Origin of the sequence: Aureibaculum marinum, assembly GCF_003813905.1 — a bacterium.
GTDB lineage: Bacteria > Bacteroidota > Bacteroidia > Flavobacteriales > Flavobacteriaceae > Aureibaculum > Aureibaculum marinum.
Genome location: NZ_RPFJ01000008.1, coordinates 47753 through 73348 on the forward strand (window position 1 = coordinate 47753; position 25596 = coordinate 73348).

22 protein-coding genes are annotated in these 25596 nt (G+C 29.9%); 7 read left to right on the forward strand and 15 right to left on the reverse strand.

The window, feature by feature from the left end; all coding sequences use genetic code 11:
* Positions 1 to 47: 47 nt before the first annotated feature.
* Complete coding sequence (locus tag EGM88_RS07250; RefSeq protein ID WP_123897315.1) at positions 48 to 785, reverse strand: NUDIX hydrolase; 738 nt, start codon at positions 783 to 785, stop codon at positions 48 to 50.
* 401 nt (positions 786 to 1186) lie between these two features.
* Here EGM88_RS07250 and EGM88_RS07255 point away from each other — a divergent pair, with 401 nt between their 5' ends.
* The 3 genes from EGM88_RS07255 to EGM88_RS07265 are packed head-to-tail and all read left to right on the forward strand — an operon-like array spanning position 1187 to position 5290.
* A complete protein-coding gene (locus EGM88_RS07255) occupies positions 1187 to 2902 on the forward strand; it encodes a purine-cytosine permease family protein (RefSeq protein WP_123897316.1) in 1716 nt (571 codons plus the stop codon).
* A gap of 5 nt (positions 2903 to 2907) precedes the next feature.
* Positions 2908 to 4407, forward strand: coding sequence for a mannitol dehydrogenase family protein (locus EGM88_RS07260; RefSeq protein ID WP_123897317.1), 1500 nt, complete (start codon positions 2908 to 2910; stop codon positions 4405 to 4407).
* A gap of 1 nt (position 4408) precedes the next feature.
* The gene (locus tag EGM88_RS07265; protein WP_123897318.1) at positions 4409 to 5290 is read left to right on the forward strand and encodes a carbohydrate kinase family protein; all 882 of its coding nucleotides are present in this window, start codon (positions 4409 to 4411) and stop codon (positions 5288 to 5290) included.
* A gap of 36 nt (positions 5291 to 5326) precedes the next feature.
* Here EGM88_RS07265 and EGM88_RS07270 read toward each other — a convergent pair whose 3' ends face one another.
* The 7 genes from EGM88_RS07270 to nfsB form a co-directional block, all read right to left on the reverse strand.
* Positions 5327 to 5848, reverse strand: coding sequence for a 5' nucleotidase, NT5C type (locus EGM88_RS07270; RefSeq protein WP_123897319.1), 522 nt, complete (start codon positions 5846 to 5848; stop codon positions 5327 to 5329).
* A gap of 818 nt (positions 5849 to 6666) precedes the next feature.
* A complete protein-coding gene (locus tag EGM88_RS07275) occupies positions 6667 to 7263 on the reverse strand; it encodes a DUF6642 family protein (protein ID WP_123897320.1) in 597 nt (198 codons plus the stop codon).
* Between the two features lie 132 nt (positions 7264 to 7395).
* Positions 7396 to 8430, reverse strand: coding sequence for a serine hydrolase domain-containing protein (locus tag EGM88_RS07280; RefSeq protein WP_123897321.1), 1035 nt, complete (start codon positions 8428 to 8430; stop codon positions 7396 to 7398).
* 454 nt (positions 8431 to 8884) lie between these two features.
* Positions 8885 to 9829 carry an aldo/keto reductase gene (locus tag EGM88_RS07285; protein ID WP_123897322.1) on the reverse strand — a complete coding sequence of 315 codons (945 nt, stop codon included), beginning with the start codon at positions 9827 to 9829 and terminating at the stop codon, positions 8885 to 8887.
* A gap of 33 nt (positions 9830 to 9862) precedes the next feature.
* Complete coding sequence (locus EGM88_RS07290) at positions 9863 to 10162, reverse strand: putative quinol monooxygenase (RefSeq protein ID WP_123897323.1); 300 nt, start codon at positions 10160 to 10162, stop codon at positions 9863 to 9865.
* A 319-nt stretch (positions 10163 to 10481) separates the two neighbouring features.
* A complete protein-coding gene (locus tag EGM88_RS07300; protein ID WP_123897324.1) occupies positions 10482 to 11489 on the reverse strand; it encodes a zinc-binding alcohol dehydrogenase family protein in 1008 nt (335 codons plus the stop codon).
* Positions 11490 to 11510: 21 nt separating this feature from the next.
* Positions 11511 to 12170, reverse strand: a complete 660-nt coding sequence (gene nfsB / locus EGM88_RS07305; RefSeq protein WP_123897325.1) for an oxygen-insensitive NAD(P)H nitroreductase — start codon at positions 12168 to 12170, stop codon at positions 11511 to 11513.
* A gap of 438 nt (positions 12171 to 12608) precedes the next feature.
* On the opposite strand from nfsB, the gene EGM88_RS07310 reads away from it, so the two are divergent.
* Both EGM88_RS07310 and EGM88_RS07315 read left to right on the forward strand, forming a co-directional pair.
* Positions 12609 to 12977: a winged helix-turn-helix transcriptional regulator gene (locus EGM88_RS07310; protein ID WP_123897326.1), complete on the forward strand. Its 369-nt coding sequence runs from the start codon at positions 12609 to 12611 to the stop codon at positions 12975 to 12977.
* Positions 12978 to 13135: 158 nt separating this feature from the next.
* Positions 13136 to 13564: a hypothetical protein gene (locus EGM88_RS07315; protein ID WP_123897327.1), complete on the forward strand. Its 429-nt coding sequence runs from the start codon at positions 13136 to 13138 to the stop codon at positions 13562 to 13564.
* Between the two features lie 374 nt (positions 13565 to 13938).
* On the opposite strand, the gene EGM88_RS07320 is transcribed toward EGM88_RS07315, so the two are convergent.
* Both EGM88_RS07320 and EGM88_RS07325 read right to left on the reverse strand, forming a co-directional pair.
* Positions 13939 to 14199 (reverse strand): YgjV family protein, encoded by a 261-nt coding sequence (locus EGM88_RS07320; RefSeq protein ID WP_123897328.1) that lies wholly within the window; start codon positions 14197 to 14199, stop codon positions 13939 to 13941.
* Entirely contained in the window at positions 14196 to 14672 is a 477-nt protein-coding gene (locus EGM88_RS07325) for a MarR family winged helix-turn-helix transcriptional regulator (RefSeq protein ID WP_123897329.1), read from the reverse strand. The genes EGM88_RS07320 and EGM88_RS07325 overlap by 4 nt, the downstream gene beginning before the upstream one ends.
* 304 nt (positions 14673 to 14976) lie before the next feature.
* Between EGM88_RS07325 and EGM88_RS07330 the strand changes: the two genes are divergently transcribed.
* Complete coding sequence (locus tag EGM88_RS07330) at positions 14977 to 15840, forward strand: outer membrane beta-barrel protein (RefSeq protein ID WP_123897330.1); 864 nt, start codon at positions 14977 to 14979, stop codon at positions 15838 to 15840.
* 330 nt (positions 15841 to 16170) lie between these two features.
* Complete coding sequence (gene yccS, locus EGM88_RS07335; protein ID WP_123897331.1) at positions 16171 to 18318, forward strand: YccS family putative transporter; 2148 nt, start codon at positions 16171 to 16173, stop codon at positions 18316 to 18318.
* Between the two features lie 19 nt (positions 18319 to 18337).
* On the opposite strand, the gene EGM88_RS07340 is transcribed toward yccS, so the two are convergent.
* From EGM88_RS07340 to EGM88_RS07360, 5 genes are all read right to left on the reverse strand, one after another.
* Positions 18338 to 19351 carry an LLM class flavin-dependent oxidoreductase gene (locus tag EGM88_RS07340; RefSeq protein ID WP_123897332.1) on the reverse strand — a complete coding sequence of 338 codons (1014 nt, stop codon included), beginning with the start codon at positions 19349 to 19351 and terminating at the stop codon, positions 18338 to 18340.
* Positions 19352 to 19583: 232 nt separating this feature from the next.
* Positions 19584 to 20156, reverse strand: a complete 573-nt coding sequence (locus EGM88_RS07345) for a DUF2911 domain-containing protein (RefSeq protein ID WP_123897333.1) — start codon at positions 20154 to 20156, stop codon at positions 19584 to 19586.
* 340 nt (positions 20157 to 20496) lie between these two features.
* On the reverse strand, positions 20497 to 22626 hold the full coding sequence (locus tag EGM88_RS07350) for a WG repeat-containing protein (RefSeq protein ID WP_123897334.1): 2130 nt from the start codon (positions 22624 to 22626) through the stop codon (positions 20497 to 20499).
* A gap of 148 nt (positions 22627 to 22774) precedes the next feature.
* A complete protein-coding gene (locus tag EGM88_RS07355; RefSeq protein ID WP_123897335.1) occupies positions 22775 to 23155 on the reverse strand; it encodes a hypothetical protein in 381 nt (126 codons plus the stop codon).
* 22 nt (positions 23156 to 23177) lie between these two features.
* Positions 23178 to 25280, reverse strand: a complete 2103-nt coding sequence (locus tag EGM88_RS07360; RefSeq protein ID WP_123897336.1) for an elongation factor G — start codon at positions 25278 to 25280, stop codon at positions 23178 to 23180.
* Between the last annotated feature and the right edge of the window lie 316 nt (positions 25281 to 25596).

A 25596-nucleotide genomic window follows, 5' to 3' on the forward strand; every position in this document is an offset into this window, starting at 1 on the left:
CTAATTTTTTTGTACTTCAAAATTCACTACCGAACTGAAGAGATGGATTAGATGCTGATCAAATAATTTTTCTGATATATTTTTTCATACACATCTTTGCTGAACATATATAACTGGGCTGGTTTTTTTGAAACACCAACTTGTTTTTCATTCAACGGAACAATATATTTTTTATTGATTAATTTTCTTCTAAAATTACGGTTGTCAATCTTTATTTCGAGGATAGATTCATATAAATCTTGTACATCGTTTATCGTAAATTTATCGGGAAGCAATTCAAAAACAATAGGTTCAGACAGGCATTTTACTTTTAAATCCTCATGGGCTTCCTTTATAATTTCCTTATGGTCAAACCCTATTTCAGGTAGTTGCTTTAAAGGAAACCATTTTGCATAATGTGTATTGTTTTCTAAATCAATATCTTCTGTATTGATTAAAAAATAATACGCAATGGTTATTGTTCGTGAATTAAACGCTTCACTTTTAATCCAGACAAGATCTTTTGGATTGGTTAATCGATCTGGATTTCCAAAAGCTTTAAATTGTTTTTTGTATTGATTTGTTAAACCCGTAAATTCTTTTAGTACACGTGAAGCTGATTCGTCCAACGTTTCGTCTTCATAAACGTGATATCCGGTTAATACATAATCATCAACCAAAATATCATTAGAATCTTTCGATTCTAAATAACGGTTTATCAATAAAACATTGAGTGATTTTGTAGTGGTGTCAAACCCAAAAACAACACAATCAACAGATATATTCGGAATTTTTTTTGGTTTCATAGCATAATATAGTCTTTATTATAATCCTAATATATTGCAATTAAACGTCAAATATACATTAAATAGTTGGTAAATGCACAAAGATAGTTAGTGTGAGAATTATTAATTTACTATATAAAAAAGATAAAATAAAATATATTTTTTGTGAAATATTGAGTTTTTTCAAATGTTTATTACTACATTTGAATAATAAACGTAAATATAACGTTTATTAATTTTTGATTATTATTTATTTAATCATGAACACTTTAATACTTGATTCAAAAAAAAATAATAAATCAGTGTTACAACTAGTATCCATTACTGCAGTTGTGCTATACAAATTCAGTTTGGTTCTAAAAATTAGTATGCAGGTTATTGCAAAAAAACTCTAATAAAACCTAATTTAAAAAATTTAGATCATGGACACGACCAATGAATTCCAGCAATTCAAAAATGTTGAAGAAGAACAATTGCCCATTGCCAAACATAAATTGCATAATTGGACTCATTTTGCAGGATTGTACGCTGCCGAGCACGTTGCGGCTACCGAGTTTGTTATTGGAGCTACTTTTGTGGCTTTAGGAGCAAGCACAAAAGATATTTTGTTAGGTTTGTTAATAGGTAATATTTTGGCAGTTTTAAGCTGGAGATTCATTACGTCACCCATTGCAGTAGATACTCGACTAAGCTTATATACCTATCTCAATAAAATAGCTGGAGATTCAATGACTAAACTTTACAATTGGGCCAATGTCATTATTTTTACCGTGATTTCCGCAGCCATGATTACGGTTTCCGCAACAGCCGTTCGTTTTGCATTCGATATTCCGGCACAGCTCAATTGGTATCCAACCAATGTGTGGTTTGTATTGATTGTTTTAGGTGTGGGCACGGTTGTGGTGTCTATTGCAATTTACGGTTTTAAAGCTGTCTCAGAGTTTTCTGGAATCTGTGCACCATGGTTATTTGTAATGTTTACTTGTGGGGCTTTTGTACTTTTGCCAGCTCTATCACTAGAAGTATTGGGAAAAACAATACCAGCGGGATGGAACGATTTTATTGCTTTGGGAGACCAATCTATTTGGACAGGTATTGACAGTAATGGTAAGGCTGGCATCGGGTTAGTTGAAGTTATCGGATTTGCATGGGCCGCAAATACAATTACCCATTTTGGACTTATTGATATGGCTTTGCTACGTTTTGCAAAAAAAAAATCGTACGGGTTGGCCACAAGTACAGGAATGATGTTCGGTCATTACGTGGCTTGGATTTCTGCTGGAATTATGGGAGCTGGAGCAGCCGTAATTTTAGGAAAATCCATTGTAGAACTTGATCCAGGAGATGTTGCCTATTATGCATTAGGCTGGTCTGGTTTTGTCATTGTAATTGTAGCGGGTTGGACTACTGCTATTGCTAATCTTTATCGAGCAGGATTGGCCGCACAGGCTATTTTCTTCAATCAATCACGAAAAAAAACAACACTATTAGTTGGTATAGTAACAATGATGGTTGCATGCTTCCCTTTCGTATTTTCTCAAATACTTCCATTACTTACCTATGCCGGATTATTAGTAGTACCGGTAGGCGGTATCGTATTTGCGGAACATCAAATTTTTCCTAGAATTGGTTATACCCGCTATTGGTCGCACTATCGCCAGCTTACATTTAGTACTCCGGCCATAGCTTCTTGGGCATTGGGTCTTGTATTTGGTTTTGGCTTAAATGCTCTTAATGTAATGTCTTTCTTTTATTTATTTATACCCACTTGGATGTTTACCATATTGGTTTATACATTTTTAGCTGGAAGATACGGTGCTAAAAGCAAATACCCAGAGGAAGAAGAAAAGGAAAAAAATCGTAATAAAAACATCGAAAGGTTTCAAGAGTATAAAGCCGAACAGGAAAGCATACATTTAAAAGATACAACTGTTTTTACAAAAGTATTAAGAGCTATTTCAATACTTGTATTGTTAATCACGCTAATTTTAGCTTGTATTGTTTTATGGGATAGTTCAACAGAAACCATGTACTTGGAACATCGAGAAACATTTTATCAATATGCTTTTATATGCACGTTAATATACTTTATAACAGCATATTGGGCATTAAACCGTAAAAAATCTATTAAAATTTAAATATTATGGCAAATATAATTAAACTTAATCAAGAGAATTTGACAGAAATTGCCAAGCGAATACCTTGTCCAACCTATAACAGAAACAATATTAAAACAGGTATTGTACATGTAGGTATTGGTGGCTTTCATCGAGCTCATGAAGCTTTTTATACTGATCAATTATTACACGACGAATCAATAACAGATTGGGGAATTTGCGGTGTTGCCTTATTGGATTTCGATACCAAAATATACAAAACCTTAAAGAAGCAAGATGGACTTTATACCTTAATTATAAAAGAGCTGGATGGTTCTCTTACCAAGCGGGTTATTGGATCTATTGTAGAATGTTTGTTCGCTCCTGAAAACCCAACAATGGTATTAGAAAAAATGGCGAGCCCAGATGTTAAAATCATTACATTGACCATTACCGAAGGCGGTTATAATTATAATGAAGCCACCCGTAGTTTTGATTTTACCAATCCTCAAATACAATATGATTTGAATCATCCAAAAACACCTAAAACGATATTTGGTTATTTAACACAAGCACTTAAACTTAGAAAAGAAAGAGGGGTAAAAGGGTGTACGATACAATCTTGCGATAATATTCAAGGTAATGGGCATATGACTAAAAAAATGTTATTGAGTTATGTACAAAAAGCGGAGCCGGAATTAACATCGTGGATTGAATTGAATGTATCTTTTCCCAATAGTATGGTCGATAGAATTACTCCGGCCACATCAACAACCGATATTTCAAATTTAAAAGAAATTTCAGGTATTGAAGATGCATGGCCAGTGGTTTGTGAACCCTTTAAACAATGGGTAATTGAAGATAATTTCAGTGCGGGTAGGCCTGCTTGGCAAACCGTGGGAGCTCAATTTGTTCAAGATGTGGTTCCTTATGAAAAAATGAAACTAAGTTTATTAAATGCTGGTCATACCGTATTAGGTATTTTGGGAGCTTTAATGGGATATGATACTATTGACCAATCTGTTCACAATCCACAAATAAGTGAATTTTTAAAAAATTATATGGACGTAGAGGTAACACCGACCTTAGGGCATTTAGAAGGTGTAGATCTGGATAGTTATAAACAATCCTTACTACAAAGGTTTGGAAATATATATATTAAAGATCAAATTGATAGAATTTGTTCAGAAAGCTCTGCAAAATTCCCAATTTTTGTATTGCCTACGGTATATTCACAATTGAAAAAAAACGGCTCCTTAGCATTTGCATCATTGGTAATTGCAGCTTGGGCAATTTATAGTTTAGGAAAAGATGAACATGGAAAACCGTTAACCATTAAAGATGCCATGGAAACTACCTTGAACAAAAAAGCAATTGAATCTAAAGAAAACCCTAGGGCTTTTTTAGAAATTGAAACAATATTTGGTAAACTAAAAGATGAGGAAACTTTTGTGAATGCCTTTACAAATGCCTATAAGAAAATTGAAAATAATGGCATTGAAAAGTGTGTTATTGAGCTGAATAATAAGTCTTTTAAGAATAAGTAAGATGAAAAATATTGTTTGTTTTGGAGAGGTGCTGTGGGATGTTTTTCCTACGCATAAAAAAATAGGAGGAGCCCCTTTAAATGTAGCGTTAAGATTAAATTCATTTGAAAATAATGTTTCTATAATTACAAGAATAGGCAATGACGAAGCAGGTGAGCAAATTGTTACTTTTGCTAAAAAGCATGGTGTAAATGTAGATTATATTCAGGTTGATGAAAAATTTAAAACAGGAGCAGTAAAAGTAACGTTGAATGACAAAGGTTCGGCTTCTTATGATATTAATTTTCCTAGGGCTTGGAATAATATTCAACTTACAGAAAAAGTAAAAAAAATAACTAAGAACTCAGATGCATTTATTTTTGGTAGTTTGGTGGCGAGAGGAGAAACCTCTAGAAACACTTTATACGGACTTTTAAGACTGGCTACATATAAAATATTTGATATAAATTTAAGAGCCCCACATTATTCATATGATGTTTTGTTTCATTTGATGAAACAAGCGGATTTTATCAAATTTAATGATGATGAAATATTTGAAATTGCAGCAGCATTAGGTGCCAAATCAAAATCATTAGAACAAATTATCTTATTTATTGCGGAACAAACAGCTACAAAATCCATTTGTGTTACTAAAGGCCGTCATGGAGCCATTCTATATCATAATGAAACTTTTTATTACAATAGTGGATACCAAATAGTAGTTGCAGATACCGTTGGTGCTGGAGATTCTTTTTTGGCTTCTTTAATGGATAAGTTGTTAAAAAATGTACCACCACAAAATGCAATAGATTTTGCCTGTGCTATTGGAGCTATTGTGGCTAGTAGGGAAGGAGCCAACCCTGAAATTTATAATAAAGATATTGATAGCTTGATTAACATGTAATAAATTTTTAAAGAGTAATGTCGTTTTGTAAATAGGTTACAATAATCGCTCTGCAATTTCGTGCCAACTTGAAACACGGGTGTATCCAGTGTCATGCACATTGTGTGGAGAGTTAAAGAGTAAAGTTTGACCTCTGAATTTTTCTAGATTATAGACTCTATCATCAATAAGTAAGTCTCCCTTTAAAATAAATTTATGGCCACACATAATACGATGTTGCCATGTTATAAAAGGAAAATATTCATCTAACCAATCACTTTTTTCTTTTAATGAATTTGGGAATTGAGTAGCGGCAGTAGCAATATAAACTTCATGTTTGTCACATAAAGATTCCATAACTATTTGGCTATCTTTAATAGGTTTTAAATCTCTAAAGAAACCTGGTTGCAAGGCATGTGACCGAATACTATCTTGATGAATTTCTGGAACATTTTGCCAAACTTCACCAGCGGAAATGTCATTTAATTGAAGTTGTGTTTTATGTTCTTTATTGTATAATTCTATGTGTTTACCATAAGTATCTGCCAACACATCATCCATATCTACAAAAATTGTCATAGCTCTGTAATTTTTGTACGAATTACTAAATAATTCATTATAAAATCAAGGAGCATTTACATATTTAATGGAACCTTAACATTAGTAATAAAATTTGTATGTTTTTAAAGACTGGGCTAAGTTTATAAATTCTATTTAACATAATATAAATTATAGTACAAATATAGTAATTTGCGGATAGCCGTATTTCAGGATATTTGACATAATTATAGATATGACGCCTTTAGGCTCATATCGTTAATAATTATGTTAAAGCAAATTACGGCTCGTTAAAAACAGAACTTATATATTTGTGGATAGCGTAGCTATTTGACATAAAACCAGTTCTGGGACTTTAGTACCAGAACGTCAGGTTTTATGTTAAAGTAAATTACGGCTAGTTTAGTTCTGCATAACATTAGATCCTATAATTCCCAGCCAGATCATCTTTCTCAAAAACAAAAAGGTTTATTAGACCTTTCCGTTTTATGAAATTTAAAATATCCCAGGATATAATAAACCTTTCTACTTTGGTTATTAAATATTCGTGTTTTTTATTATCGCTTAATTTTAATATTCTGTACAATCATACAAGATTTTTTAAATACTCGATTTTAAGCGATTAACATTCCGTTACACAAATGTCCCATAATTTGTCATTATGTAAAATTGCCGTCTACAATCACTAGATTGCTTTATAAAATCAAATTATTTTCACAATTTATTTTATATGCAGTTGTATTCTATTTAACATAATATCTTTATAATTTATCCTTATCTTTTAAAATAATATAAAAGACGTTATTAGAAGAAATTTAAATAAAGAACAAAAAGTATATTTAATAATACATTCTAAAATCAAGCATTTTACAGAGATTATAGTGTCTCTGATGTAGTTCTTCAACCACATCAAACATATCATCTTTATTTTTAAACAAACTAAAAAATGCTTTATCAAGTAGTAAACTTGGTAGTATAGTTTGGTCTACTCCATAACCAGAAATTCCTTGGGCTCCTGTAACTGCTAAAAAATATTGTGCTTCCTCTGCTTCTAAATCTAAGACTTTTGCATTTGAAAAATGTAAAATTTTACCTTGTAATTTTCCTTCAAAAAGTTCTGCTATTTCTTGTAAACTATAAAAATAGTTATTGATGCAAATATTATTTTCTTCACCTTCAAAAACAAAGTAAATGATTTCGTAGTTTTTAAAATTATGGTCATCGTATACCAATGCATTTAAACTTTCTAGTAAACCTTCAATGGTATCGCAGGTTTTATGGATACTATTTACACCATACCGCATCGCCAAATGTTCTAAGTTTTCTAGTACCTTGGTGTCGGTATTGCTATCTACATCTGGAACTGCTTCTAAACAGAAAATAAAATGATCTGGATCTTCAAAATTTTCTTGTGGTAACTGTCGTTCTGCTAACAAATTTTAATTTTTAAATGATAATGCGTTCTTTAAAGTCAAATGTATATATTTTCACCAAACCCATATATTTACGTAATGTTAAAATTAGAATAGGCTCTTCCCTCCTATTTTCTGCTTGTTTTAAAAACACAATTAAGATTTGCTGTTGGCTTTAATAATTTTTGATATTCTCGTATTTATAATTTCTGAAAGATTCCAATTGTATAGTTTAGAGTCGGTTGTACTGTAAAATGTAATAATAACGGCATCACTATCTTTATAATAATTTGCAAAACTTTGATAGCCAGGTACCCAACCGCCATGTTCAAACTTATAAATGGAAGAATAAATTTCTTTTTCTCCAGGTTCAAAAATTGAACCATCATTTAATGCTCTTAAAAATATACCTACATCTTCTGCTGTTGCTAGCATACCATGTTCGTCTTCTTTTAAATCAAAGGGATGCCCTACATGATAGCCACTCATCACTTCGTTTATATTTACTTCTTTAAGCGAACTAAAGGTGTTTTTTAGATGAAGTGGTTTTAAAATTTTTTCTTGTTTATATTTAAAATTGTTATACCCTAATACGTTATCCATAATTTTGTTAATTAACAGATAGTTGGTATTGCAATATTCATAGTCTTCACCAGGTTTAAAATTGGCTGGTTTATCTACTATCAATGCAAGGCTTTCTTCATAAGTTTCTGTTGGAGCTTCCCAAAATTTTGGAGCATCAGTAAAATTAGGAATACCACTTTTATGTTGAATCATTAAGCTCAACGTAATTTTATCTGCATTTTCTATTCTTCCTTTAAGTTCTGGTAAATAATCAGCAAGGGTTTTATCTAAAGAAAGTTTACCTTCACTTACCAATTTAGTAACAGCTACCACATCATACAACTTGCTAATGCTTGCTATTTTAAATAAAGCCTGTGGATTGGCAGGAATTTTTAATTCTTTATTGTGCCAGCCTGAAGCATAAAACTGAGGGGGATGGTTGGTTTGATTTATATAAACCACGACACCATCAAATCCGTGTTTAACCGCTTCATCTAATTGCTCTTGCACTGTATCTGGTAGTGGAAGTATCCATGCCTTTACAAGGAGCCAAGGCACAAAAAACATAGAGATTATAGTGCCAAAGAATAATACAAATCTAATTATAATGGTTTTTTGCTTGCTCATACCATTTATTTTTAATGTGTTTAAGATTATGATTATAGTGTTTGCAAAATTCCATGTATTTGTTAGCTATTGAAATTTTTAATAACCGAAATGTTGAATAAATAGGATGAAATGTAAAAAAATTAATTGAGGTATTAAAATTACCTTTAGAGAACATTTATTATTATATGTCTAAGGAATAGGCATTTGTTTGAATCATTTTCGCTCCTCTTGTTTTAGATAAATTGAAGTATGTGATTAAAAAACCGTAAAGTTGATGAAACGGAAGTCTCTTCAACTTTACGGTTTATAAACTATTTAAGAAATGTTAACTAGGCTTCTCCTCTAGCGGGATAATCTAATAATGTTTTTATATTTTTATCTGTTTTTAAATTTTTTACACTTTACTTTATAATCTAATTTTTAATGCTATCATCATTAAAAATAAATGTTCGTGATTAGTATAAGTAAAATTTTACTTATTAGCTATTGCTAATATTTCTAAATCTTCTGCGTCTAAATTTAGTTTTGGAGCATCAAATAATGTTTGTAATTGACTTTGACTAGTCGCACTAACAATTGGTGCGGCAATGTGCGGTTGTGCCATTAACCAAGCCAGTGAGACCGTTGCTGGTGTTGTGTTGTATTTTTCTGAAATGATATCTAAAGCATTAATAATTCTCAACCCTTTTGCGTTTAAATATTGCTTTACACTATTGCCGCGAACACTTTTATTTAAATCATCTTCAGTACGGTATTTGCCCGTTAAAAATCCGCTGGCCAAAGAAAAATATGTCATAACACTTAAGCTATATTCTTCAACAATATTGGCATATTTAGTCTCATAATCATCTCGCTCTAACAAGTTATAATGCGGTTGCAAAGCCACATATTTTGGAAGGTTATTTTCTTTAGAAACTTTAAAAGACTCTATTAATCTTTCAGGCGATATGTTTGATGCTGCGATATAGCGAACTTTACCGGCTTTAATGATTTCATCATAAGCGGATAAGGTTTCTTCTACAGGTGTAATATCATCATCAAAATGGGTGTAATATAAATCTATATGGTCGGTTTGAAGACGTTGTAGTGACTCGTCTACTGATTTTAAAATATGTTTTTTACTAATATCTTTTGGATGTTCTTTGGTTTCAGAACCTACCTTGGTTGCTAGTACAATCTGATCTCTGTTACCTCTAGCCTTTATCCATTTACCAATAATGGTTTCCGATTGTCCACCAACACCATTGACCCACCAGCTGTAGGTATCTGCAGTATCAATAAAATTGAAACCAGCTTCTACAAAAGCATCTAAGATTTCAAAAGATTGTTTTTCATCTAATGTCCAACCAAATACATTTCCTCCAAAATTAATACGAGAAACTTCTAAATCAGTATGACTTATATTTATTTTTTCCATTATTTTAATTTTTTATTTAAGCTTTCTTTGTAATTAGATTACCATCTCTGTCATTTTATGAACTACAAATTCTTTTAACTTCCCTTCGGAAGCTTTTTTAAATTGCATATAATGTTTGCTCTGACTGTGTTTTTTTAATGCTTCAGTATTTGTCCATTGTTCAAATACAAAAAATTCATTAGGATTGTCGTTATCAGTGTGAAGTATATAATCTATATTACCTTCTTCAGTTTTACTTTTACTTACCAATTGTTTAAGTTCTGATAGCATAGAGGTTTTATCAGTTTCATTAACCTCAATTTTAGCTACTACAGTTAAATATGATTTCTTCATTTTAAATTGAAAATTTAATTAGTTATGGTAAAATTACCATTACTATGTGTATGTGGTGGAGAAGAAAATGCTTTTTTTGAATTTTATTAAAAATCCTGCTGGTTCGTTTTAGGTACGATCACCTCACAGGTTTCCTGCCGCTGAACTTTTATCTCCACGTAAGGGATTTAACCAACCCCATTCCACTTGGTATGCAGTTACCAACTCGTTTTGGTACTTTTTGGATCCGTTGTCTGTCTGAGTATTTGCAAAAGTACCTGCTATTATTACTTATGTTAAAAAAATATTTTTTTCATTTTTACTATCTAGTCAATTGTACCTAAAATCCTTCTAGAACAATTTTACCTTTAGCTTTTCCTGTTTCTAAAAATGCATGTGCTTTTCTAAGATTTTTAGCATTTATTGTTCCGAAGTTTTCGCCTAAAGTGGTTCTAATTGTTCCATTGTCTATTAATTCAGACACTTTGTTTAAAATGTTATGTTGCTCTATCATATCATCAGTCTCAAACATAGAACGTGTAAACATTAACTCAATGTGCGTAGAAACTGCTTTTCCTTTAAAAGGCATTACGTTTAACGATTTAGGGTCGTCGATAAATCCGAATTTACCTTGTGGTTTTATTAGTTTTGCAATTTCATCCACGTGATGTTCTGTGGCATTTAAACTCACTACATATTCAGGAGCTGGTAAGTTGTATTTTTCAAACTCTTCGCTTAATTTATTTCTGTGGTTGATAACCGTATCTGCACCTAATTCTTTTAACCAATCGGTAGTTTCTTTGCGAGAAGCAGTACCAATAATATTTAATTTTGTTAGCTTTTTAGCCAATTGCACCATAATAGACCCCACACCTCCAGCAGCACCGATGACCAAAATGGATTTGTTGGCATCATCTTTTGACACTTGCAACCTATCAAACAACATTTCGTAGGCTGTAAGGGTTGTTAAGGGTAAAGCCGCAGCCTCGGCGTAGGATAAACTTTGAGGTTTTTTGCCTACAATACGTTCGTCAACAATTTGATATTGAGCATAACTTCCTTGACGGGTAAAATCACCTGCATACCAAACTTTATCACCTATATTAAAAAGAGTAACATCTTCGCCCACTTGCTTTACAATTCCAGTAGCGTCCCAACCAATTACTTTCCAATTATTACCTTCTACTGGCATATTGGCTCGTACTTTATAGTCTGCGGGATTAACAGAAATGGCTTTAATTTCAACTAAAATGTCCCTTCCTGTTGCTTTTGGCGTGTCTAATTCTATATCTTGAAGAGAATTTACATTAGCAATTGGTAAATTCTCTTTGTATCCTATTGCTTTCATTTGGTTTAAAAGTTTTTGAAATTATATTACAGTGAAAATTTCGCTTTCAGGTAATCTAGATTTTGGTGTTTTATCTGTAGAATTAAAATCGGACTCTGCTCTATATCCTAAAGAAACAGCTACTAAAGAAGTATATCCTTTTTCTCTTAATCCAAATTCTTCATCTAAAGCTTTCACATCTATACCTTCCATTGGTGTTGCGTCAATACCTAAACTTGCAACTCCTAATAAAAAGTTTCCAATGTTAAGATATACTTGCTTTTCCATCCAGTGTTGTAAATCTTTTAAGTCGTATTTGTGAATACCAGTAAAAGCTTTAACAGCACCTAAAAATCCGTTTTTAATATCTTCACTAGGGAACCTTCCACTTTTATCTTCCGTATCTGCAATATGCTGGTAGTATGTATCATCTGCATCTGTTTTTGCACAAAATAATACAACAGCTGAAGCATTAGTTACTTTTGGCTCGTTAAAACTATAAAAGCCTTGTGTTCCTTTTGCAATTCTAGCTTTACCTTCGGTAGTTTCGGCAACTATAAAATGCCAAGGTTGTAAATTTACACTAGAAGGACTCATTCTCAATAAATTTTTGATTTCCTTCATATCCGAATCGGATAATTTTTTACTAGGGTCAAATTCTTTTGTGGTGTATCTCCAGTTTAAAGTTTCTTGTAATTTCATTATATATTATATTACTATCATTTTTATAGTGGCAAAAGTATATATAGTATTTTAATCTCACAATAACGGTCAAAAAGTATAGTGAGTTAAAATGATGTAATATATTTAATAACAGTTGTTTATTTTGTTGTTTTATGTAAAAAAGTTAAGACTTGTACTAGTTTAAGATAAATTAGACTAGACCATATTTGTATTTCGGAAATTAATTAAATTTAAAATTATAGAATGCTTCGAGTAATTATAGACGTAAAAAGTAAAATGGAATAGTTTATAATATTTGATATATTACTTTTAACCATTCTATTTTATAATTGTATTACATTAAAATATTACTCACAATTTAATTTTTTTATTTATATTTTTGTATATAAATATTTATGTTGCTATCTAAATGTAGATATTATAGTGTGATGCTTTTGTTATGATTAATAAAAAGTTATGGAAATAGAACATAAAAAAAGATTAATAAAATACAATGACAAATTGTTTTCTTGTACAACAAGTATTGCAATGGAGTTAATTGGAGGAAAATGGAAAAGTGTTATTTTAATCTATCTTATTGATGGTAAGAAACGTTATAATGAATTGTATAAATTAATTTCAACCATTACCGAGAGAACTTTAAGTTTACAGCTTAAGCAATTAGAGAAAGATGGTTTAATTACGCGTAAAGTATATACTAAAAAACCACCCTTAAAAGTTGAATACGAATTAACACCTTTTGGAAAAACTTTGGCTCCTGTATTAACTTCAATTGCAAATTGGGGAAAAATTGTTGCAGATAAAAAAGGTGAAATTATAGAGTAGGTATTTATTGTTTTAACTGTTTTCTTTAATACTATTATTCTTGTTAGCGATGAGTGATTTTAATACTGGTCAGCTAATAAAAGTTTTAATAAATTCTATGTTAACAATAGAATTACACTTAATTTTACAATTATTTTATAACCAAACATTTTTTATCCATGAAAACAAAAATAGCCCTACTATTAATTTTAAGTCTGCTCATTCAATCATGTAAAAATGAATCAAAAGAAAGTACAACAGAAAAAACACGTATGGAACGTGTAATTGCTGTTCATGATGAATTAATGCCTAAAATGAACGATATTGGTAAGTTAACTACTGCTTTAGAAGCCAAAATAGATAGTACTGAAACTGGGCAAACTTATAAAGTAGCCAAGGATAGTCTTGTTGCAGCCTATGATTTTATGATGGACTGGATGAAAGGTTTTGGTGATAAATTTGATTCGGAAGAAATATTAGAAGGTAAAGCTCTTAGTGCAGAAAAAGAAGCGTTACTTATTGAAGAAGAAGAGAGAGTAAATAAGATGAAAAAAATGATGTTAGGTAGTATTGCTAATGCAGAAGCTTTATTGTCAGAAGATAAATAGTTTTCCCCTAGAGTTTATTAGTTATACCTATATTAAAGCTGTTTTATTTTAGAATTAGACTAGTTAATTATTCTAAAATAAAACAGCTTTAAAGTTTGAATTTTATAAAACCCTATCATTTTTTATTTGCTTCTTTTATATCTTCTTTAATTCAATGAGGCAGTTTTTGTAACAATAAAAGAAGATACATATCCATTCTATAATGTCCTTAAAATTTTATGCCAATTAAGACCTGAATTGGTTAGTTTTGTAGTGCTAAAACCATAAATTAAGTATTTATTTAAACATTTAAGTAAATAAATATAACCTTTTAATTTTTAGTAAAGTAAACTGTTGTTAAGTGTTTGTAATTAATGTAAACTACTTTTACATTCTTAACTTGTACATTTATTGTTTCTATTATCAAAGTTATTATTTTTTACTTTTTTAAGTTTGCGTAAATGGTGAACATGTATAACACAAAATATTGCCCCAGAAATTACTAATGGTCCTGATTCTAATAATATTCCATAAATAACATAGAAAAAACTAGAAATTAAATGCCAAAATCTAAAGCCACTCATTTCTTTTTTGCTTACAGCATAAAAACCTGCTGCAATTGCAATATATCCTAAAGTTTCTGCTAAAATGTTCATTTTATTTTTAATAATACACGTTGTTTGTAATCTAATTCTTTTACTTTTAGTTCTATTTTACTCAATTCTTCTAATATATTTGGACTATCTTCGAATATTTCTTCAATAACTCTAATGCCGGCATTCCAGTATACTTCATATTTTGGAATGTCTTGTAGTGCTTTTTGTGTTAATGACAATACTTGTTTTCGTTTGTCTTTGCTGTCTATTGCAGCAGTAATATAACCTTCAGCTTTCATTTTATTCACTATTTTTACTACTGCTGGATGAGAAAATTGTAAGGTTTCTGACATTTCCGTTATTGTCATCTCTCCTTTTTCTTGTAACAATCTGAAAATTAAATTCCAATTTGGTTCTATAATCAATCCTTCAGCTCTGTATAAGTCTTTAGTGCTATATAATAAAACGTCACTTAGTCGTTTTAATCTGCTTGTTATGCCTTCGTATTTTATTTGATTTAGAAAATCTGTCATATTTTATGTAACTGGTTACGCAAATGTATAATATTTTTATGTAACTGGTTACGTAGATTTGAAATTTTATTATAATATTTAGGCTTTATCTTGTATAAATCAAAAAATCAATAAGTTATATTCTTTAGCTTCGTTTATTAATGGATTGGTAAGTATTAGAATGTTTTAATAGTTCATGAGCTAAAAAAATAAATGATCTAACTTTAATTTAAAAATCTAAAAAAAGTACCTTTGTAGTAGTTTGAAATTTGTAATAATAAAGCTATAATTTCAATCTTTTTAAAAACAATTAAAATTTAAAATTATGAAACATTTAATAGCTGTAGCTTCAGCTTTAGTTGTAAGTTCAATGTCTTATGCTCAATTACAGTTTTCAGTTAGTTCTGGATATGCCATTAGTAGTGCAGGAATGAAATTAGGGGAAACTGTTAATGCTTCTGAACGTGAAAATGTATATGGAAGTTATGGTGAAGGTGCTAATATTCAAATAAGAGGAACGTATTTTTTTAATGAATCTCTTGGTGTCGATTTAGGATTAGGGTATTTGCATGGAGTAGATTTTACCAAATCTGAAGTTAATTTACCTAATTTAAATGTAGATGCTGTGGCTAGAGCCCGAGCCTTTGGTGCTTCAACCTCTTTGGTTTATAAATTTAATGATGCTGTATACGGACGTATTGGAGCTTTAGTTAAAGTTGGTGGTAAAACTGAAGCTGTAGTGTATCAAAAGTCTATTTTTACTGAACAAGAAGCAACTGCTTTTGGTGTACCAGTAGGATCCTATTCTGAGACAAATTACAAAGAAGATTTTCATGGTCATTTTCCACTAGGTTTTGTGGCCGCTTTAGGATATAAATATAATTTAACTGAGCATTTAGGTCTTTTTATTGAAGCTGAATATTATGGAATCAGTCTAAGAAGAAAAGATTCTGAAATTTCAGAATTTAATACAAATATTGTTTTACCTGATGGTACTGTTGCAGTAGATGGTTTTTATTCATTAGATAATTTACCCGATGGATACGTGAAAGAGACTACTTATGTAGATAACTTATCAAATACTAATACAGATACATCTAAAAAATTATCAGAGAAAGTACCTTATTCGTCTTTTGGAATTAATTTTGGTATTGTTTTCAATTTAAAGAGGAGAACTAAAAACAATTAACCTTTTTTATATTATAAATTGATAATTTAGATAACATTTAAAACCTGTTGAAAATAAGATTTTTAATAGGTTTTTTTTGTTTGAATATGTGACTTTGCTCCTCTTTTCTAAGAATATATTTTATCTGTAAATGTCATTTAAGTTTATAAAATGCATTCATAGCTCTCTCCTACTTTAATCGAAATTTATAAACTAGATTTTATTACTAAAAAGAACTTTTTTTGAAAGTCTAATTTTGTAAAACTAAAGTTGCGTTTAGAAGACATTATTACTCACTAATGTTTAATTTTGCAAGTATTATTAAGTATAAACTTATTGCTATAGATTAATATGAAGCTTTTTACTTCTTATTTAAAACAAATTACTTGGTTTACTTCATTTAAAACTACTTTTTTAAGCGATCCAAATCGATTATTGTCTATTAAAGCTACTTTTGTTATTGGAGTGCTTGTTGTTTTAATGGTAAGTTTAGGAGTGCCTTTTTATGGAGTTACATTAGGGTTAGGAGCTCTTGCAGGTGCACTTTCTGAAACTGACGATCATCCCAATGGTCGTTTGAAATCTATGGCATTAAAAGTTTTTAGCTTTGCTATATCAAGTTTCTCTGTTGAATTATTACAGCCTTATCCTATCCTTTTAGGAGTTGGACTAGTTGTATCAACTATTGTTTTTATTCTAATAGGAGGTTTAAGTGAACGTTTTAGAGGAGTAACATTTGGAGGTTTGTTAGTGGGAATTTATGCGATGATTGGTACTCATATCAGTCCAAACTGGTATATACAGCCTATTTTGCTTACTTCTGGAGCTCTTATTTATGGACTATTTTCTTATACATTATTACGAATAAAACCCTATAGCTTATTAGAAGAACAGCTAGCTAGAGGATTTTCTGCTCTTTCATTATATTTAAATGAGAAATCAAAACTTTTTCCGAGTGATAAAGACACTGAAAATGAAATTAGAACAAAATTAGCTCTATTAAATGTACAAACCGTTGAAGCATTAGATAAATGTAAAGAAGTTTTAAATAGTTATAGAGAATCATTAACCGATCAACAACCATTGCAACCTTATATGTATTATTTTATAGTGTTGCAAAGTTTACACGAACGAGCGGCATCTAGTCATGACAGCTATGATGTGTTAAGTACAGATCCTTCTAATAGTTATGCAATTGGCGGAATTCGTCAACTGTTACAAGAGCTTTCTAAAGCTACTCAAAAGTTTGCTAAAAGTTTACTCACAGGAGTTCAATACAAACACCCTACATCTCTAGATTGGTTAGTAAATGCAGTTCATAATTCTGTTAAAAATAATGAACTAACCCCATCACTTCCAATAAAATTATTGATTAGAAACTTAACAGAATCACATTATTCTTTAAAAAACATTTATAAAAATAGAAATTCTATTTTAATACCTAAATTAGAAAAAGATACACGTTCCTATTTTGAGCGATTTAAATCAGAACTCAGTATAAATCATCCTAAAATGCGTTATGCATTAAGGTTAAGTATTTCTTTTTTAATTGGGTATTTTGTATATCAATATTTTAATATAGAAAAAGGAGAATGGATAGTTTTAACTATATTATTTGTATTACAGCCAAGTTATAGTGAAACAAGAAAACGACTTTTTCATAGAATTTTAGGTACCTTAGTAGGAGTAATTAGTGGAATATTAGTAATCAATTTATTTTCATTTTACGGTCAATTAGTATTAATGATTACTTCAGCTTATTTATTTTTCTTTTGGGTAAAACGAAAATACTCTATAAGTACTATTTTTATTACCATTTTTGTATTATGTGCATTTAATATAATTGCTAATATTGGTGTTGATGTAATGGCTCCGCGATTGATAGATACTCTTATAGGTGCTTTTATAACGTTTACTGTGGTTCGATTTTTATGGCCAAATTGGCAATACAAAAAATTACCTAGTTTGTTAAGTGAGGTTATTCTAAAGAATACCGCCTATTTAAAAGCTATTTTAAGTGAATATAAGAACCCTAATACTGATGATGATTTGTCTTATAGAATAGCAAGAAGAGAAGCTCATAGAGCGGACAATGCTTTGGCTATGGCCTGGCAAAATATGCAATTAGACCCTCAAAAACATCAAAAACTAAAAAAAACAGCTTTTCAATTAACGTATTTAAATCATGCACTGCTTTCATATTTATCAGCTCTTGGTGCTCATAGAGGCAAACAAACACAAGATCCTTTAACTATTGTAATTTTTGAAAAAAATATTTTAAAATCACTAGAAGAAGCATTTGGTTGGTTAACCACGGAAACTAATAATACAGTTATTAATACTATTGAAGACGACTTAGAAGAGTTGCGTATTCAATTGCAATCTAAAAAAGAAGAAGAAATACGTATAGAATATAATTTGCTGTATAATATTACCGAAGTAACTATAAGAATACTTAAACAAGCAAAACTATTTAAACAAACAGAAAACAATAGTTAAAAGAATTGTTATAATGTTGTTAGTTAATCTCGTTTATTTCATTCATAATTTCTGCAAACAATTTATAAGATTTAATTCTGTCATTTACATCGTAAAGATGAGTAACAGCAATTAATTCATCTGCTTTGGTTTGCTTTAAAAACGTTTTTACTTGAGCTTTAACCTTTGCTTTGCTGCCTATAAAAGAATATTTTAGCATTTGGTGCACTTGTGGATGTTGCATAATTTCTTTTAAATCATCGGTCATTTCGGTTGGAGGTTGTACAAAATCACGGTTTCCAGTAAATATACCAATAATCATACGAATTAAGGAAGTTGATAAACGTTCTGCTTCTTTATCGGTATCTGCTACTATAATATTTACACCAGCAATAACATAAGGTTTTTTAAGACTTGCTGATGCTTTAAATTCATTACGATATACTTTTATTGCTTCAAACAAATGTGTGGTAGCAAAATGACTTGCAAACGCATAAGGTAATCCTTTTTTGGCTGCTAAATGTGCACTATCTGTACTTGAGCCTAAAATGTAAATAGGTATTTCTAAGCCTTCAGCTACAGTAGCTCGAATTTTAGAATTTGCATTGGCTTTAGAAAAGTAGGTTTGTATTTTTTCTAATTTATCAGGAAAAGAGTGGGCTGCTTGCATAAAATCAGATCGAATAGCTATTGCGGTAGCTCTATCTGTACCAGGAGCTCTGCCTAAACCTAAATCTATTCGATTCGGATATAAAGATTCTAAAGTACCAAATTGTTCGGCTATTATTAATGGGGAATGGTTTGGTAGCATTACTCCACCAGAACCAACCCGAATTGTTGTTGTACCTTCAGCTACATAACCAATTAAAACAGAAGTGGCACTACTCCCTATATTTTCTGCGTTGTGATGCTCGGCTAGCCAAAAACGAGTGTATCCAAAAGATTCAGAATGTTGAGCTAACTTTAAAACATCATTAAAAGTTTGATTAAGTGTATTTCCTTTAGAAACTAAAGCTAGGTCTAATATGGAGTAAGCAATTTGTTTTGTATTCATAAATCAGTACATTTCGTTCTTTAGATTCGTGTTTTTATAAATGCAAATCTATTTATTTTAGTTTTGAACTTCAAATTTACCATATCAGTAATAATTTATTAATAATTAACTAATAGTTGGAATTGTTAAGGATGTTGATAATGTTTTTTTAACTATAAAAAAAACCACCTTTGTTAAAAGGTGGTTCTATCCTCTATCTATGAAAAAATTGAATTTAAATTCTATGCTATAATTATAAGCCTGCTATGGCTTCACTTTCATTTATTGATAATGGTATTTTAACTCTTGTAGTATCCCAACCTAACACCATCTGAACATTTCTATTTTTATTTTTAAAACCAATTGAAAATGATTCTATTGGTTCTGCTTTGCTTACAGGAACTGTAATTCGAGCAATGTCGAATGATGGATCATATTGAAAAGCTCCTAAAACATCTAAATTAGTGCTTAAAATTACTTCCCACTCTTGTTCACCAGGTATGGTGTATAAAACATACGTTCCTTCAGGAATAGTTACACTACCAAAAACAACATCTTTATAAAATTTTACTTCAGTAGCTTCATTAGCTCCAGTTCTCCATATTTTGTTAAAAGGAACTTGTTCTCCAAAAACTTGTGGCTCTATTTTTTGTGGTCGTCCATAAACTACTTTAACAATTGGTTTAGTTACTTGGCTGGCTCTTAAATAAACAATATCATGAGGAGCTTCGTCTATCGGATCAAAGGACTGTGCATTTACAGATGTGTAGCCTAATAAAGCTAAAAATAAAAGTAAAACGGTTTGTTTAAGGATGTTTGTATTCATACTATAAAAATACTTTGTGTTGAGTTGTTGTGACTAGAATAATTATTTTCAGTATCACGATTTACATTTGCTACTATTACAACACTTAAGAATAAAAATTTCCTACCCTTTGTTTTGATTTTTTACCATAATAGTTAAATTTAGAAATGTCAAGTTTTTGTTTTTAGCCTTAAAATAGACAGTACAAATTTGTTCATCTAACAAATAAAAGGATGAATGATTTGTGTGAAATTTTAATTTAGATAAGTCAATTTAACTAATTTAATTATATTAAGTTAGTGTTAATTAATAAAATATGTATAATTGAAATTTTATAACAATTAATATTGAAAAAAATTACCTAATAATTTTCTTTAATTATTTTACCCTTGTGGTTGTAAGTTTTTTTGTTTCTGCAATAATAAGTAGCTTCTTGAGCATCATGTTTGGATGAATAACTAATAATAGCATCAGGAAAGGTGAAAATAATCTCATTTTTTTCATTGATTAACACAGTTTTATAAGAGTTATCAGATACACGAAGACCAACTGCAGCAGTACCTCCCATAAAATGGTTAGCTCTGGAATACATTGTTGGGATTATTAATTCTCCTTTTGGATTTATAAATCCATATTTTTTTGAAGTTTTATCACAAACTACAGCTAATCCATTTGAAAATGATTTTACTATACTGTAGGAAGATAAATCTATATCTAATTGCTTTGTTTTTCTGTTGATAAAAGCATATTCATACTCATTATTATTTCTATCTGCACTTTGTTCTACAAGTAATAAGTTCTCTTTGCTGAAATTTTCGTTATCTGGCAGATCATTGTATGATTTTTTATTTATTTTTTTACCATTAACATCATAAATATCATAATAATTATGGTAGTATTTTCGAACTCCAGACCTCATACTACTCATGTATCCTCCATTTGGTTTTTCATTTAATTCTACGGCGTATTCAACGATTATATTATCATTGTCTAAAATTACGTTTTCAAATTCTCCTTCAAGGACCTTTTTATTGTCAGAAAAACGGAATACTTCATAAAAAGAAGGTTTGTTACCTTCATGATAAATAATTGACATAAAAAAAGTGTTATTAGCATCTAAGCTTCTTTTCTTAGGAGGTAGAATTATTTCTGAAGTTTTTAAGTCGACCAATCCCTTTTCTATGTTACTATATGGGCTAGAAGAAATTTCAAGATAACGATTTCCGTAAATATTTTCTGTCATAATAAAATATGGAACGGGTTTTAGTGTTTTGTTTTTCGCATTAAATAAGTGTAACGTTTTTGTGTCATTATGAGAAATGGTATAGTAATTATCAATAAAACTTCCTGAAATATACTCATATTTTGGTGCTATTACCCAATATCCATTTTTATCAATTAAACCATATTTGTCATTTTTTATAGCAATTTCTAGCCCGTTTTTATATTGTGTATTTGTTGAGATGTAAAATGTTTTACTTTTATCAATTATAATAGGGTTTATGTAAATATTAATACTCTCAATGTTACCAGCGTAAGTATTAAAATGAGTAACCATAGAAATTTCTTTAGGTTCTAATTTAACAGGCTGATTCTTGTACATATAATTAATTAATTCTTCTTTGTTTTTAATCTTTTTACTTTCAATTTGTTTTATTGATTGCTCTGCAAAAGCTTTTAACTCTTCTAAAAATTTCTCTTGTTGAGCGTCGCTATTTGTAGTAGATTTAAATTTGCTTTTTACTCTTAAAGCCTTACCTGTACTGTCAATGGCTTCTATATATAATAATTTTGAATTTAATGAAGAGTCAATTTTAAATTCAACTTCATCATTATATATATAAGATAATGTAATTTTGCCGTCATCAGATTTTTTGACTTTTTTATTTAAAGTAATTTTATCATAATCTTTTAAATATTGATATGAGTATGTTATAGATACGCTATCAATTTTTTTTAATTCTTCTATAATAAACTCGTCTTCTTTAGAATTAATTTCTTTCTTTTTGCCATCAAAAAAATAAAGTGTATTTATGGTAAATTCGGGTTTTTTTAAATCTATATCGGCATATGATTCTGGGTAATAATTTAATTTATAATATAAATGGACATCTACTTCAGAAGTTTCATCTATAACTTGTTGATCAAAACTAATATTATCTTTAAAGGTGTTAAACCTTTTTATAACATCATCATCTCCTTTTGTCATCGAAAAATTAGTAATATATTTTGATTCAATATCAAGTATTGGTCCACCAGAAATTCTTAAATTCGACACTGATTGTGCTGCTTCTATTTTGCTTTTAAGTTCTGTAAGTTCTTCTTTTATTTCTTGTAAGTTTTTGTCTTTATACGATTCTGAAATGTCTTTTTTACTCCTTTTCTGAGCGTATAAAATACTATTAGTAAATAAGAAAAAAAGTAACAAAAAAATTGAAATAGAATTGATGTTTATAGTTGTGCTTGTCGAGTCAGATTTAAAATTTTTCATTGTTTTAGAAATAGTTTATTTTTTTAGCAATTTTAATTAGAACAATTATAGTTAAAATATATAAAAAAAAACACACACTTAAACAGTGTGTGTGTTTTTTCTGCCCAAAGCAGATAATGCTTGTTGTATTACATTTTTTTAGTTGAAATTATAACCATTCTAGGAAATAGTCCATCATTTCTTCTTTTAATTCATAATGCATTTTTAAGAATGTTCTCATATCTTCACGTAATGTACTTTTGTTGAATTGTTGTGTTATGTCAATATTTTCGTCAGAATCTTCAGATTTAATTTTTTTTATTTTTGATTTGCATCTGTGCTTCAGTTTAGAAATTGCATCTTTTTCTAATAATATTCTATTTTGAAAATTTTCTAAAGGAACTAAAGCTTTGTTATTAAATTCTCTAGAAGCTATATCTTCAAGTCTTTGTTCAAAAATATCCATTTCGTTAGCATGAAATTTTAGTTCTCTTCTCCAGGTTTCTAAGTTAAACTTTAAATCGCTTAAATGCAATATTTTAGTTTCCATAATCTTTTTTTTAGTTGATAATTTATTGTTTTACTAATTGTTGTTGTACATTACTTGGAACAGGTTGGTATGCGGAAAACTTAGAGTTAAAAGTTGCTCTTCCTTGAGTTAATGACCTTAAGCTAGTAGAATAACCAAATAATTCTGCTGCTGGAGTAATACATTTTAGTACTTGATAGTTGCCTTTACTTTCTATTCCTAAAATTATCGAACGTCTTGATTGTAAATCGGTCATTACACTTCCTATCATTTCTTCAGGAACTTTTACAGTTAATTCTTGTGTGGGTTCTAATAATTTTGGATTCGCATTTAAAAAGGCTTCTTTAAATGCATGTGCTGCTGCAATTTTAAATGAGATATCATTAGAATCAACGGAATGCATTTTGCCATCATATACCATTACCCGAACATCTCTAATATATGAATTTGTTAAAGGTCCAGATTCCATTACCTCTAAAATACCTTTCATTATGGCAGGTAAATATCGAGAATCAATAACACCACCAACAATACAGTTGTAAAACAGAAGTTTTCCTCCCCATGGCAATTCAACTTCTTCTTTTCCTCTAATATTAAAGCCTTCAGGCTCGGGCATCCCCTCTTCCCATGGTTCTATTTTTAAATGTACTTGTGCAAATTGTCCCGCACCTCCTGATTGTTTTTTATGTTTATAATTTGCAGTTGAAGAACGTTGTATAGTTTCTCTATAAGAGATTTTTGGTTTGCCATATTTTGCTTTTATACCATATTCATTTTCTAATAACCAATTGACAATAGCTAAATGTAATTCTCCTTGACATCCTAAAATTAATTGTTTAGATTCTTTAGCATAATTTATTGTAACTGTGGGGTCTTGATTGTGAATTTTTTTTAGAGCTTCACTTAACTTTTCATCATCTTTTTTATTTTCAGCTACAATAGATTTTCTTAGTCTTGGTTCAGGATATTTTATTGGATTAATAGATATTGGTTTTCCTTCTTCGTGTAATGTGTCATTAGTTTTAGTATATTTTAATTTTAATGTAGCTCCTATGTCACCAACCGTTAATTTAGATACAGCAGCACGTTTTTTACCATCCATTATAAATAATTGATTGATAGTTTCAGATGCTCCATTTGTGGCATTAATAAGCTTATCATTAATTTTAATCTCACCTGATTTTACTTTAAAATAAGTTATCTGACCTAGGTTTGGTTCATTTAAGGTTTTAAAAACAAATAAACTTGTGGGGGCATCTTTTTTTAGTGTTAATTCTTTTCCGCTAACTGTAGATTCTGATTTCAAATCAGTTGCAGAGGGAGCTACATTGTCTATAAAACCCATTAGTCTGCCTGTACCCATGTCGTTTAAAGCAGATACGCAAAAAACAGGAAATAGTTCTTGATTTAACATTCCTGCTTTTATCCCTTTTCTCATCTCATCTTCATTTAAAGTTCCTTTTTCGAAAAATAGTTCCAAAAGTTCATCATCGTTCTCTGCTGCTTTTTCGACAAGTTCATTATGTAATTTAGTTGCCAGTTCTTTTTGGTCTTCTGGAATGGCTAATTTTTCAGGCTTCCCTCCTGTTGGCTTAAATTTATAAACTTTCATTTTTAGGACATCTACAATGCATTGTTCTCCATCAATTGTTATAGGATATTGAATTTTCACTGCATTTTTACCTACTAAAGATGATATGCTTTTGAAGCTTTCTTCAAAGTGAGCATTTAAATGATCAATTTGATTGATTACGAATAATGTAGGTTTACTAAATTTATCCACATAATTCCATATTAATTCAGTACCAATTTCTACACCATATTGTGCGTTTAAAACAGTAACTATGGTATCAGCTACTTTAATAGAGGAAATAATTTCACCAATAAAATCATCTAAACCAGGTGTGTCTATGATGTTTATTTTATAATTTCTCCATTCTGTATGTAATGGTGTTGCAAAAACGGTATCTCCCCGCTCTTGTTCTACTTCATGAAAATCAGATACTGTATTTTTAGATTCTACAGTACCTCTCCTATTGATTAGACCAGCTTCATAAAGCATTGTTTCTGAAAGTGTAGTCTTTCCACTGTCATGAGCTCCTACAAAAACTACATTTTTGATGTGTTTGTCATCATATATTTGCATAATTATAGATTTAGGGATTAATTAGAACCCTAAAGCTACGAACAATAAAGTATTTAAAACATGATATTTATTAGGTTTTGTCAATTATGTAAAATAATAATAAATTATCAATTTTACTATTTGGATTCTTAAGCCCAAAAAAAATACTGAATAGGTAAATCCACCTTGTTTTTGATTCTTAGGTTTTTCAGAACAATTAACTATTAGAATTAAACTAAAGATAAAAGCTGTTTTTTTATAAAATTTCTTTTTGTAATTCTGATTGGTTCAATTATACTAAATTGATAGACTATATTTGTTTGTCAGTCAATTTTAG